This is a genomic window from Paenibacillus sp. JNUCC 34 (assembly GCF_058269055.1).
In genome coordinates, this window is the sequence record NZ_CM177770.1 from 3,217,176 (window position 1) to 3,230,438 (window position 13,263).

Genomic DNA, 13,263 nt, shown 5'->3' on the forward strand with positions numbered 1-13,263 from the left:
CAATTTCGTGTTAAAATAAATTGTGGAATAGTTACCCATATGGATTTGGAGGAATGCTCGTGGCATGGCCAACTCATATTGTTGCTTGAAAATGGTTTAAATACAATTAAAGCAATATAATTATTTTGAATTTTCATAAGAGGAGTGGTAACGAATACATAATTCGGATTTCCAAAAATAGGTGGATTAACGTGATTCCAACTTTCGAGTAATGAATGAATCATAAAATTAAAAATGGGTGAGACAGCCGTTATCCTTGATTCAGAACAGAAAAGCAGATTATTGAATGGACACACTTCAACTGGGAAAAGAGTCCCTCATTGGGATCTTTCTGTACATGAAGGAGCAGGGGCGATTAAGTCATCTGTTAGAGATTTGAGTTTATTTATCCAAGCCAATCTATATGATGATAATCCGATAGCCTCTACACTACAAAAAAGTCATCTCCCTATATTGAACGGAGATTCGAACCGATATTTTGGCTCGCATAATGATAAACTTCTAGATAAATGTATCCTCTGGCATAACGGGGCCACATATGGTTTTAATAGTTATTTAGCGTTGAATAAGGAACTTGGAATAGGGATTGTATTACTGTCAAATTATTGTTATGCATCGATTTCCATTGTTGATCATTATTTTGATCAATTAATAAAATTGATTACTAAAAAAGAGCCTTCTCAAGGAGTTTTTGTAGACCCTATAGGTAAAAAAATAATGGAAGCAATCATACAGAGATAAATGTCATTAAAGTAACGGGAAACGCTAAGTCCGATTACCGATTAGATGAATATCTAAGTAATCCCAATGCTACTTCATTAAGCTAACAGGCAGTTTACTTGGGCCAAATATTAATCCCTTTACTTAAACGATGATCTAGGCGTATAATCCGTTAAGACATCGGAGTGAGAAGAGGGAAATTGATTATGAACAACGGGTTGGTTAATGCTATTATCGCGTATATCATGTGGGGGATTCTCCCACTATATTGGAAGTTGTTTAACGATGTGCCGGCAGGAGAGATTCTGTCACATCGGGTTGTCTGGTCCTTTGTCTTCATGGGTATTCTCGTCACCGTCCAGCGTCGCTGGGGTGACATGAAGCGGATTGCGGCTAGCCGCTCGCTCCTACTGTCGCTCACCGCTAGCGGACTGCTGATCGCTGCTAATTGGCTCATCTTCATCTGGGCGGTCAACAACGGCCATGTCGTCGAGACAAGTCTCGGCTATTATTTGAACCCGTTGCTGAACGTGCTGCTTGCGGTTGTCTTCCTTCGTGAGAAGCCAAACCGTGGCCAATGGCTCGCGATTGCCATCGCTGGCGCGGCGGTGCTCATCATTGCCATCGACTACGGACGGTTCCCATGGATCTCAATCTCACTGGCCGCGACGTTTGGCTTGTACGGCCTCGCGAAGAAGAAGATCGGACAAGACGCTTCTGTAGGATTGCTGTCGGAGACGGCTGTAGTCCTGCCCGTTGCGCTCGGCTACTGGATCTATTTGGCCGCCGTGGGAAAGACGACGGCATGGACGCTACCTGTGTCCACAATCGTCGAACTGCTTCTTTCCGGCGTAGTAACAGCGCTACCGCTGCTTTTCTTTGCGCGAGCGGCCGCCCGGATGGCGCTGTCCACGCTCGGCTTCGTACAATACATCGGGCCGACGATCATGCTGTTACTGAGCGTATTCGTGTTCAAAGAATCGGTCTCGCCGGTTCTTCTCATCGGCTTCGCGCTTATCTGGACGGCGCTTGTCGTATACGCTGCGTCATCGGTTCGCGGCACGAAACTCGCGAAGGCGCGCTGACGGCAAACACGTCCGCCCGGTACCGTCATATCAGCCATTTCTATCCGCTGAGGAGGAGATGGCTGTTTTCTGTTTGGGGTTAAACTAACGGGAAACATTAGTCGAATAGGGCAGGATAGTTGATAAAACGGTACATTAATACATGTCGTGTTGAATTAAATGTACAAAAAAATAGCTGTAGAGACTTTCTCAACAGTGATATGCTCCCCTTACGGTAGACAGGTGAAATAATAAAACCTGCTACCGTAAGGGGAGATTTTTTTTGCCTAATAAAAAATATAGTGCTTCAGAGAAATTCATTATCCTTAATGAGATTGAAAGTGGCGAAATTGGTATTAAGGCTGCAACCAAGAAATATGGGATCCCCAAAACGACTTTGGCGAAATGGCGTAGACGTTACAAGGTGTATGATTACGAGGGGCTGGAAAAGCGAACTCATAATCGAAGTTACAGTGCTGAGCTTAAGCTTCAAGCTGTGAAGGATTACCTGGAAGTGGGATTGTCCCCATACCAGATCATCGATAAATACAAAATTGCGAGTACAACGCAGCTTTCCAACTGGATTAAGAAGTATAATTGTCATAGTAGTTTAAAAGCTTATTCCGGGGGAAAGAAAGCGATGACGAAGGGACGATTGACAACTTGGCAAGAACGGATCGATATTGTGCAGTACTGTCTTACCCATCAGCATGACTATCGTAAGACAGCTGACCAGTTTCAGGTCTCCTACCAGCAAGTCTATCAGTGGGTGAAGAAGTTTGAAAATGGCGGTCAAGATGCGTTAAAGGATGGACGTGGAAGAAAGAAAACACCAGAGGAATTAACAGAGGCCGATCGTCAAAAACTTGAGATGAAGAAGATGGAGTATGAAATTGAGCGGCTTCGAGCGGAGAATGCATTTTTAAAAAAGTTACGGGAATTCCAAAGGAGGCGAAACTAAGCCAACACCGTCAAGAAAACATCTACCTTGCCATTCGAGCGCTCCACAAAGATTATTATCGGGCAAGAGTCATATAGATGAGGAATTACTCCTTCAGAAAGGGGAACTCTTACGTTGACCGTTCAGCATAATGAAGTGAAAGGGCAATTGCTCCGGATAGATATAGAATCAGACATCAATGAATTATGGGTGGAGTTTCCGAATGTCGAATCATTCAATAATAAAATTGTGTCGCCTGCTGAAGTAGCTTCAATAATTCCTGAGGCAATCAGGCGAGGATGGAAACCTAGGGAAAAATGTTCGTTATTAAGGTTTAAACTTTCAGAAAACAAGCTCGTATCTTTCAACTAATGGGGATCAATGGCGTGATATTTCATTTTTAAGCTTATAGGTGGTTAGCAACCAGTGGTGATTATGTGATAGTCGAAATCGATGGTTTTTTCGAGAAAGCACTTCTTATCGGAAAGACATGTTCTGTTACGGAATTAAGGGATAAGTATGAAATAGCCAAAACTCACTGTACGAGCTTGAGGCAGCTCACAGATGTTTTTTGCAGGCTTTTTCAATATGAGCGAATGCCTTCACCATATGAATCTGATTTCGTAATTGATACCGATACAGATCGTATTTATGCGCCGAGGTATTAAGCTAACGGGCAGGATAGTGTAACAATACGGCTTTCTGAGCGTTTAATGAATATTCTGTTTTATTTATAGGTAATAATTACGCTAGGTACTAACTACAGGGGAATGGATAAGAACGGTCAGTTTGGGCTTTCTTATATTAAGAGCAAACTACCAGATGAGATCGCGTATTATTTATGTAGTGTGTCATATTGAACAAAAGTGTTATTTGTGCCTTAACTCATTGGGAATATAAGTGGACATCCGTTTTAATATAACGGCTATGTCCATTTTTTTATTATAAAAATAGAGAGGCGGTTAGTGCATAGGGCAGGATATTTCAATCGCTTCTCGAATATTTTCTCAGTTGGATAATTTTAAGAACTTTGTGAATAAACGTTATCTGAAAAAGATACGCAATGATTATTTTTTGAAGGGATGATTAAATTGAAGCAAGGGATATTAGTTTTTCTAAATGGAACTTCAAGTTCTGGAAAGACCTCCATATCGACTGAACTGATAAATCAGAAAGAGATTCATTTTTATCATTTATCAATTGATGATTTTTTTAATAATTACAATGATTTTATTAATAATAAATTTCCAGATGAACCTCCAAAAGAAATAGATCATCAAGTTGTCTCACAAATACTTGATGATTCCATATTCTCAGTGTACCATTCGACAATTAAACTGTTATCAGAATTGGGTTTTAATGTAATAGTAGATACCGTAATCGACAATGACAAGAGGTTTAATGAGTTTCTTGATCAATTTTTCGATCAGCCTACGTTATTTATAGGTGTAAAATGCTCGAAAGAAGAACTCATAAGAAGAGAGCAAACAAGAGGTGATAGACAGATTGGACTAGCAGCTTCACAGTTTAGCAAAGTATATTGCTTTGATGAGTATGACCTCGAAGTAAATACGGAAGAGATGAGTCCAACAGAATGTGCTGAAAAGATATTAAGTTTTATTAAGTCCAATAAGGAATACTCGGTATTTAAGAAATTACGTAAAAGAAATGTTAGTGTTTCCCCAATCAAATGATTTGATTGGGGCGTTGTTTTGTTTCATTGAACAATCCGGGGAGTTTTAGAACTATGCCACTAGCTTAGGACAAGAACATAGCCGATTAGATATTATGCTAACCAGCGGGATAGCCTAATGCTTCTTCAATTGCTGGACTAATTGGTCTTAAACACCACGCTGCATACGTTGCTAGCAAACACGGTATCATTGGTCTAACGAGTACGGCAGCAGTTGAGTATGCATCAAAAGGGATACGCGCTAATGCCGTTTGTCCAGGTACAATACATACGGACTGGGTTGGAAGTGTCACAGATAAATTAATAAAGCCCATCCAATCGGGAGGACTGGTACGCCTCAAGAGGTTTTGTTCGAGCCGGACGGAATCGGATGAGGATGTGCTTCTGAGAGAGGGCGCTGCTGAACAATTACCTGTAAAGCGGTCAGCAGGAAGCCTTACTTCAGGTGGTCGCCGAAATTTTCGATTGAAAAAATTATGCAACTACTTAAATTATGAATGAAAGAAGGTATAGAAGATGATACGAGAAATTAAAGAGCAATTCACTGAAGAGATCCTTACCGAAGCAATAAAGCGATATGACATTAATAATGACACCGTTCGTTTATTGGGCGGTTATGAAAGCTTTGTTTATGAATACCAGAAAAACAATGCATTTTTCATATTAAAAATCTCACACACAATTAGAAGATCAAGAAATAATATACGGGGTGAAATTGAATTTTTAAATTTTTTGTCGAATAAAGGACTGGCAGTTTCAAATGCTGTTCCATCGACTAGGGGTAATATGGTTGAAGAAATTCCTACAGAAAATGGTTCGTTTCTAGCCATTTCTTATGAAAAGTCTCTTGGAAATGAAGTGTCTGGTGATGATTGGAATGAATCGCTTTATGAAAAATGGGGCGAATTTCTTGGAAAAATCCATTATGCCTCAAAGGGTTTTGAATGGAGTAATCCAGCGTTTAAACGACAAAATTGGGAGCAAGAAGTTCAATTAAAGGCGGAGAAATACCTGCAACCTGATGATGTAATGATTTCAATTATAAAAGAAAGATTAACAAAACTTACTTCTATGCCCAAGTCCAAAGATACATACGGTTTGACTCATACTGATTTTCATCAAAGTAATTTTTATCTGCATAACGGAGACATTTATTTGTTCGATTTCGATGATTGCAGTTATACGTATTTCGTAAACGATATTGGGATTACATTGTGTTATGCACTTTTTCGTCCGTTTAAGGAATTTGAAAATAAAACGGAATATTATAGATTGTTTTTCCGCCATTTTATAAAAGGATATCTAAAGGAAAATACAATCCAAGAAGAAGAAATAGAATATTTACAAGATTCTATTAAACTTCGTTATGTATTGTTGTATGTTTATTTTCATCAAGCAAACGATGTGTCACATTTGGATGAAGAATCAATGAACTGGTTAAAAGAGCTTCAACGAGTAGCCGCTTCTGATGACCCTATGCTGCCGATTGATTTTGTTCAAGAATTTAAAAGCATTTATAATAGTATTCATGGGAGTAGCGTATTTTACTAAAGTAGGGGCTGGGCTGACTCAACACAGCCGGCTCATAGGGGGCCGGCTGTGTGTTTTTTAACTTATATTTTTTCCGATAAAAAATGGTGTTATTTAGTGTATGACACTAATGTCACAGGACAAGAACATAGTCCTTTAAGAAACTGCGTCCCACGCGGTTTTTCTAATTTAAGGGATCAAGTTCTTGTCCTTTGCTCGAGACAAGAACTTGATCCCTTAGCCGATAATGGACAAGAACATAGTCTCATTGCTGATTTGTTAAAGTAGAGTTAACAAAGCTCAATAGTTACGACATGAATGAGTACCTAAAAGTTTTAAGAATACACCGATACGGGGAGATAAATCAACTCATTATAGGGGAAAGGAAGCAACTGATTATTATATCTGGCGAATAAAAGGTAGTTTAGAATTTTACTTGAGACAAGAACTTGTACCGATTGTCATGAGTCTTAGTTGGTAATATAAAACCATAAATGATAATTATTTCCGAATGGAACGGACAAAGAAGTAATGGAATTGTGCTGATTGATATCCTTGGCTACGCTTCATTAAGCTAACGGGACACGATAGCTCAATCAAAATAAGAAGTCAGCTGATCATTGTGATCGGCTGACTTTGTTAAGCTAACGGGCAGTAGAACGCAATGCAATATACCTAATGGAGTGTGATTGTAGCTCAAAAAAGTTTCAGCTTACGTGACACAATAGCTTAAATCAAATGGAGCAGACTCATCAGTCGGAAACTGCTCCATTTTTCAATTAAAACGGGAATATAGTTGCTCGAAGATCAAAGCGAATTCAGGTCAGCCCCTTTTTCATTTTGGTCGTATGTTCATACCGTCGCTCAGCAACGATTCCGACACAAAGCTGTCGATTCGAGCGTCATACTCAGCCCACGCATAATCCTTGTTCTCTATGATCAATTTTGGGATCGGCCATGCATCGATCGCCGCGCGTACGAATGCCTGACTTGCGCTCCACACCTCGCCAGCCTGAACGAAATCTTCGTCCGATTGAAAGGAGACTGGTCCCCATTCGTTGCCACGAATACCGCATATGTACCGCCACTGCCCTTCGACATCGGTGTGGTAATAGTAGATCAGGTGAGGGTTCAGCGGCATCAACAACAGTTGCAACGACTCGGTAAAGCTTTGGAGCTGAGCGATATTCATGCCTTGCAGATGCGAAACGCTGACAATGTCCTGGAAAAGGACGCTTTCTATAATGGCGATGTCTTCGGAGCTGCTTAATTGCTCTTCAACGAACCGGCTGTACCGGTCAACTAGCTGCCGGATGAAGGCGTCAGCGCCTTCATCTGTATTCAACGCATAGTACTGCTCCATGGGCGGCAGCAAAGGGTGATTTTCTGCCTGCTCGAGCAAGCATCTTGCGCGTATGCCTTGTGATGTCAATCGGTTATAAATGCGGGTCGCCGTCGTCGTTTTGCCGGAGCCGGGGATACCGTCGATAATAAGCAATCGTTTCGAAGAATGGATTGATGTTGAGTGTCGTTTTTCGTTCATGGTTGTTTAGAATGCCTCCTTTGGTCAGTAAATCGATTATACTTTCGACGTTTGGGAGAAATATCCTTTCTTCGAAGGGGCCGAAGTATCTTATTATCCCATATCCGCCGAAGTGAGTGGACCTTGTTGAGCTAACGGGAAACGATAGCATTATAACAATAGGCAACTGAGATTATTGGCTGCCTATTCAGCTAACGGGAAACGTTAGCTCAATAAGCACGAAGAAACGGCAGCTGATGAATTGGCTGTCGTTTTCTCAACTCCCTCAAGAACTTTGATATAATATGGGTATCTGGACTATAAGTATGAAAGGGAGTACAACAATGAATAAAATTTTGCGCAGCAGCTCGGCGGAAGCTGAGATTAATACCCTTGGGGCGGAACTGATCAGCTTCAGAAAGCTGGATCCGGAAGCTGAATACATCTGGAGTGGTGACGCCACGTATTGGACAGGCCGTTCTCCGGTGCTGTTTCCCATTATTGGTGCGGCCCGGAACGGAGAGATTAAGGTGGACGGTAAAGCCTATAAGATCGGCAATCACGGATTCGCCAGACGCAGCGAATTTACGCTGGTCCAAGAAAGCGACACCCACGTGGTTTACCGCCTCTCTTATGATGAGAAAACCCTGGCCAGTTATCCTTTTAAATTCAACCTATATATTACATATAAACTGAATGTAAGCACACTGGAACTTAGTTATCGGGTGGAAAATAGCGATGAACAGGATATCTTCTTCCAGCTCGGGACCCACCCGGCGTTCAATTGTCCGCTTGATGACAACGGTAGCCTGAGCGATTACTATCTGGAGTTCGCTGAATCGGAAAACCTTGAAAGGTTGTTCTTGAATTCGGACGGCCTGCTGATCAGCGGCAAATCGGAGCCCGTTCTGAAACAAGAGACCATCCTGCCGTTATCCCATGAAATGTTCGCCGAAGGCGCATTGATTTTCCGAAATGTAAGCTCTCGGCAGATTTCGCTTAGAAGCAAGCACTCCGCCAAAAGCGTAGTTGTCACCTATAAAGGATTTCCCGACCTCGGCATCTGGCAGCCTTTGAACGCTCCCTTCATATGCATCGAGCCTTGGCAAGGAGTAGCGGATATGGACGTCTTCGAAGGTGAACTTCAAGCTAAAGAGGGAATAATCACCCTGAAGCCGGGGGCGAATTTCACAAGCTCCCTGACCATAGAAATCAACTGACGATCCGAGGGAAGCTGCAGGGTTCTCAACTGGTTAAGCTCGCCTCCATACCATTGCAAAAAGCTTCAATCTATAGGAGAGGGCACTGAAGAACTTACGTTTTTCTTAAGGAGTATGTATAAACTTCAAAAGAGAAGACATTCAACCCCATTTTAGGAAGGATGTCTTCTTTTTTTACTCTATTTTATTCAATTTTTCCCTATGTTTTCAATCGTCTAATCGATTTATGTCCGTTAATTCATTAAGCTAACCGTCTCGAAGCATGGCATAAATCATATCATTGTGCCAGGGCACAAAGCTTGGTCCCATAATATGCGTAGGGTGGATCATTGTCATGATTTTGTTTGATGTATTTTCATGGGATTGGATAAACGGCCAACAAGCCACCATTCTAAAGAAAGTATTAGAATTTCGAAGTGAGGGTAAGGGCTAAAAATGGATTGAACTTGGTAGTAAAGAGTGTTACTCTAAAAGTCTGTGTTCGACAATACATTTAATAATAGTCACCATTTTAGTTATAAAGAAAGGCACTACTATGATAAAAGTTGATAACTTATACTTCTCATTTCCACAAAAAGAACTATATAAAGACATTTCATTTACGTTAGAAGAGTCACAGCATTGCGCTTTTATTGGAACAAGTGGCAGTGGTAAAAGTACACTGATCGATATACTGATGGATCCAGAAAGATATTTGTTCGAAGGCAAGTTAGAGATAGATCCAACCTGCAAAATTGGGTATGTAAGTCAGTTCTCCCAACTAGACAGAACTAAAGAAACAACTGTTTTTGAATATATCGGAGAAGATTTTATTAAGCTACAAAATGAAATAACATCTATTTGTAATGAAATGGAAACATCATCGGATATTGAGCCGTTACTCGAAAAGTATCAATTCGCTTTAGACGCATTTGATGCAATGGGCGGAGATTATTTTGAGAGTAACATTAATAAGAAGCTAAATCTTGCAAACCTCTTGAAGCTAAAAGATGTTAGGGTATCCGACCTGAGCGGCGGGGAATTCAAACTTATTCAAGTAATGAAGGAAATGCTTAATAGTCCAGACTTAATGATCATGGACGAACCGGATGTGTTTTTAGATTTTGAGAACCTAAATGCGCTTAAAAAACTTATTAATACTCACAAAGGCATACTGCTAGTTGTTACGCACAATCGATATCTATTGAATCATTGTTTCAACAAAATTATTCACCTTGAAAACACAGAGATCCAAGAGTTTGATGGGCGATATATTGAGTATAATTTCTCATTACTTCAGACAAAAATTGAGTTGCAAGAAATCGCAGTCGCTGAAGCTGAAGAAATTGAGAGATACGATAACATTATTGATAATCTTAGAGCTATCGCAACTATTAATTCAGAAGCATCTAGAGGTAGAGCGTTAAAAGCTAGAGTTAGATTTCAAGAGAGATTGGAAGCGCGTAGAATTAAGGCACCATTTGTTGATATTAAGCAACCGAATATCAGTTTCGGTATTGAGAATGAAATTGAAGACAGCATTGTTGTAAAAGTCAATAATTATAGTGTTGCCTTTGATGAACTGCTTTTAGAGAATGTTAGCTTTGAGATAAAATCTACGGATAAAGTAGCCATTATTGGTCCAAACGGTACAGGGAAAACGACTTTACTCCGAGATATCTTTAACAATAATCTTGATTCCATTGAAATAAATGATGATGTTAAAATGGCTTATTTATCTCAGAATCAAGGCGAAATGCTAAAGGATTCTAATACAATACTAGAAGAATTCATCGATGCTGGGTTTAAAACTTATGATGAAGTTAGATCGTATATTTCAAACTATGGATTTGAAGGCGAAATCGTTAATCAAAAGATTGAATCACTATCTGGTGGAGAAAAAAACATACTTCAATTGGCTAAAGTTTCTGCTAGTAATGCAAACGTATTGCTTCTTGATGAACCGACAAGCCATTTAGATACATATACACAAATTGCACTGGAAAAAGCCATTGAAGACTATAAAGGTGCAATTCTCATGATATCTCATGATTTCTATTCTGTTGTAAATGGTATGGATTATGTATTAATCATTGACAATAAGACGATTAGAAAAATGACTATGAAAAAATTTAAACAGATGATTTATGCTAGTCACTTTGATAAAGACTATTTAGAAGCGGAACAAAACAAAAAAGCAGTTGAAATGAAAATAGAATTGGCTTTAAAAGATACTAATTTTGAATTTGCAAAAGTATTGGTTGATGAGCTAGAAGAGCTAATTAAGTTGCTTTAAATTACAACTCTCTGATTGAAATGATTACAAGAAAGTGAAGTCAATTACAGCGAATAGGGCTAAAGTGAATTAGTCTGAGTTCAACGATGAAACATGATGCTGGTGAAAAAGTATCAACAAAAAAGACACTGATGAATAGAATATCAGTGTCTTTTTACTACATTGATTTCTTGTTAGCTCTTGCTTTAGTGTCGGGTGACAAAAACATAGTAACATTAGAAGCCGCTGATTAAGCGGCTTTTTATATTTATGTTATCAAGTTCTTGTCAAAACACAATGACAAGAACTTGATAACATTCCCGACAGATGACAAGAACATGGTTACATTCCCGATATAGGATAATTTAAGTATAGTTATTTATTACCAAAAAAAACAACGAGTAACTGTTACAATATAGAGGGATGTTCTAGATCTGAAGGAGGGAAGTTTTGTGATAATTGAAGCTGAGAAAGTATTGTTGCACTATTCATTCATAGAGCCGATCATTGAGATGGATTACAGTCAGAAATGGTTTTTCTTCGAGAAATAGATCAAAAAAACATACTAAAAGTTCAGAGACCTGTTGTAAATCAAGAAGGTGAATTGGTTAATCCGACAGAAGACAGGGAGATTGAATGAGCCGATGTCGGGTGACAAAAACATGGTAACATTAGAAGCCGCTGATTATGCGGTGTTTTTAATTATGTTATCAAGTAATAAGATCGGAGTTATTCATTTTCTATGTGTTTTTTCGGAGCTAAAGATGATGCTCCAGAGTGGAATCAAGATAACCTACATAAATTTCAGGCTATCTTAATAAATCAATCTTTAAATGAAAAATTGCCTGAAGGACAGTATATTTATAGCCAAGTATAACTAAATTGGGGGTCTCGAGCTTGAATAAAAAGAAAATCATGGTCTTTTTTTGGTACAAGACCAGAGGCAACGAAGATGTGTCCTGTAGTTCAGGAGCTAAAAAGGTATCTGGAATGGTTTGAAACAAAAGTAGTCGTGACAGGGCAACATCGAGAGCAGCTACATCAATCTCTAAAGCATTTTGACATCGAACCGGATGTGGATTTAGCTCTGATGAAAGATAACCAAACATTAGCATCTTTCACTTCATCTGCAATATCCGGTCTTGATCAGATTGTAGCAGAGGATAGGCCAGACTTAATATTAATACATGGGGATACTCAAACATAGCAATGATAAAAAATAAAGATGGAGAAATCATCGAAGAATTCAACCACTTAATTAATCCAGGAAGATCCATTCCAAGGGCTGGTAGTGAAATTAACGGAATTACTAACACTATGGTTAAAAACCAACCTACTATAGATTATCTTATTGATGAAATTTACAACTGGCTTAATGGTCAATTAGTACAAGACAATGTTGTAATCAAAATATAGGGGAGAAATTTAGTATGGAATACAAGAAACTAAATCGATTACTGAAATTAAGTATGCTTATCACGGGAGTGTTAGTTGTGCTTAGTGGTTGCTCCTCAACAGCAAAATGGGAGGAGGAAGTTACTGATTATGCTCCTTATATTGGAACATCAATTACAGTGAGTCACTCGCCTAATAACATTCATACAATTGACCTGCAGGAGACGAGTTCGAAAGTTGTGGATGTGAAGGATAGGAATGTTCGATATGCTTATTCTTCTTTGCGTATATATTACGGGAAATATGCTTCGCCATTGAAAAACTTCAAAGAGTTTGATGATTTTGATTTAGACTCTCTGGATAGATTTGATATTATATGGCTGGATGACTCCATTGCCGAGATCGGGGTTTATCGATTTACTGAGAACAGGGAAAGAGTTTTGCAGGAAACCATACAATTGGACGTGACGAGATGAATGATCTGAAAAGAACGGCGTTATTTTAGCGGTTTTTTTGTTTATCGGTTGTCGGGGGACAAGAACATGGTCGCATTGAAAGTCGCTACAGGTTAAAAGAGATTCAACAAATAGCCGCTTCTGATGAGCCTATGCTGCCGATTGACTTTGTTCAAGAATTTAAAAGCATTTATAATAGTATTCATTAACCTGGGAGCAGCGTAATTTACTAAAGTATGGGCTGACTCAACACAGCCGGCTCTATAGGGGGCCGGCTGTGTGTTTTTTAACTTATATTTCTACGATAAAAAACAGAGGACAAGAACTTGTACCGATTGCCGAAAAGGACAAGAACATGTTCCGATTACCGATTATCTCTAAATTCACTAAGCTAACGAGCAGGATAATTCAATGATTTCGCGAATACGTTACTTTTCGGGTTATTTGTGAAGTTCGTAGATAAGACGTTA

12 protein-coding genes are annotated in these 13,263 nt (G+C 39.3%); 11 read left to right on the top strand and 1 reads right to left on the bottom strand.

What is annotated here, in order from left to right; translation table 11 throughout:
- Nucleotides 1-234: 234 nt before the first annotated feature.
- The 6 genes from AC2TF5_RS15060 to AC2TF5_RS15085 all read left to right on the top strand — a co-directional run bounded on the left by AC2TF5_RS15060 (nucleotide 235) and on the right by AC2TF5_RS15085 (nucleotide 5,968).
- A complete protein-coding gene (locus AC2TF5_RS15060) occupies nucleotides 235-741 on the top strand; it encodes a serine hydrolase domain-containing protein (protein WP_491297875.1) in 507 nt (168 codons plus the stop codon).
- Nucleotides 742-926: 185 nt separating this feature from the next.
- Nucleotides 927-1,805, top strand: a complete 879-nt coding sequence (gene rarD, locus AC2TF5_RS15065) for an EamA family transporter RarD (protein WP_491297876.1) — start codon at nucleotides 927-929, stop codon at nucleotides 1,803-1,805.
- Nucleotides 1,806-2,067: 262 nt separating this feature from the next.
- A complete protein-coding gene (locus AC2TF5_RS15070; RefSeq protein WP_491297877.1) occupies nucleotides 2,068-2,745 on the top strand; it encodes a helix-turn-helix domain-containing protein in 678 nt (225 codons plus the stop codon).
- 1,070 nt (nucleotides 2,746-3,815) lie between these two features.
- Nucleotides 3,816-4,418, top strand: coding sequence for a chloramphenicol phosphotransferase CPT family protein (locus tag AC2TF5_RS15075; RefSeq protein WP_491297878.1), 603 nt, complete (start codon nucleotides 3,816-3,818; stop codon nucleotides 4,416-4,418).
- A gap of 140 nt (nucleotides 4,419-4,558) precedes the next feature.
- Nucleotides 4,559-4,918 (top strand): SDR family NAD(P)-dependent oxidoreductase, encoded by a 360-nt coding sequence (locus tag AC2TF5_RS15080; RefSeq protein ID WP_491302901.1) that lies wholly within the window; start codon nucleotides 4,559-4,561, stop codon nucleotides 4,916-4,918.
- A gap of 15 nt (nucleotides 4,919-4,933) precedes the next feature.
- A complete protein-coding gene (locus tag AC2TF5_RS15085; RefSeq protein WP_241933663.1) occupies nucleotides 4,934-5,968 on the top strand; it encodes a phosphotransferase enzyme family protein in 1,035 nt (344 codons plus the stop codon).
- Between the two features lie 814 nt (nucleotides 5,969-6,782).
- Here AC2TF5_RS15085 and AC2TF5_RS15090 read toward each other — a convergent pair.
- Complete coding sequence (locus tag AC2TF5_RS15090; RefSeq protein WP_491297880.1) at nucleotides 6,783-7,490, bottom strand: P-loop NTPase family protein; 708 nt, start codon at nucleotides 7,488-7,490, stop codon at nucleotides 6,783-6,785.
- A gap of 323 nt (nucleotides 7,491-7,813) precedes the next feature.
- Between AC2TF5_RS15090 and AC2TF5_RS15095 the strand changes: the two genes are divergently transcribed.
- From AC2TF5_RS15095 to AC2TF5_RS15115, 5 genes are all read left to right on the top strand, one after another.
- Nucleotides 7,814-8,689 (top strand): aldose 1-epimerase family protein, encoded by an 876-nt coding sequence (locus AC2TF5_RS15095; RefSeq protein WP_491297882.1) that lies wholly within the window; start codon nucleotides 7,814-7,816, stop codon nucleotides 8,687-8,689.
- Nucleotides 8,690-9,224: 535 nt separating this feature from the next.
- On the top strand, nucleotides 9,225-10,964 hold the full coding sequence (locus AC2TF5_RS15100; protein WP_491297883.1) for an ABC-F family ATP-binding cassette domain-containing protein: 1,740 nt from the start codon (nucleotides 9,225-9,227) through the stop codon (nucleotides 10,962-10,964).
- Nucleotides 10,965-11,895: 931 nt separating this feature from the next.
- Entirely contained in the window at nucleotides 11,896-12,150 is a 255-nt protein-coding gene (locus AC2TF5_RS15105; RefSeq protein WP_491297885.1) for a UDP-N-acetylglucosamine 2-epimerase, read from the top strand.
- 2 nt (nucleotides 12,151-12,152) lie between these two features.
- Complete coding sequence (locus AC2TF5_RS15110) at nucleotides 12,153-12,359, top strand: exonuclease domain-containing protein (protein WP_491297886.1); 207 nt, start codon at nucleotides 12,153-12,155, stop codon at nucleotides 12,357-12,359.
- A gap of 14 nt (nucleotides 12,360-12,373) precedes the next feature.
- Nucleotides 12,374-12,814 (top strand): hypothetical protein, encoded by a 441-nt coding sequence (locus AC2TF5_RS15115; RefSeq protein WP_491297887.1) that lies wholly within the window; start codon nucleotides 12,374-12,376, stop codon nucleotides 12,812-12,814.
- Nucleotides 12,815-13,263 lie beyond the last annotated feature (449 nt).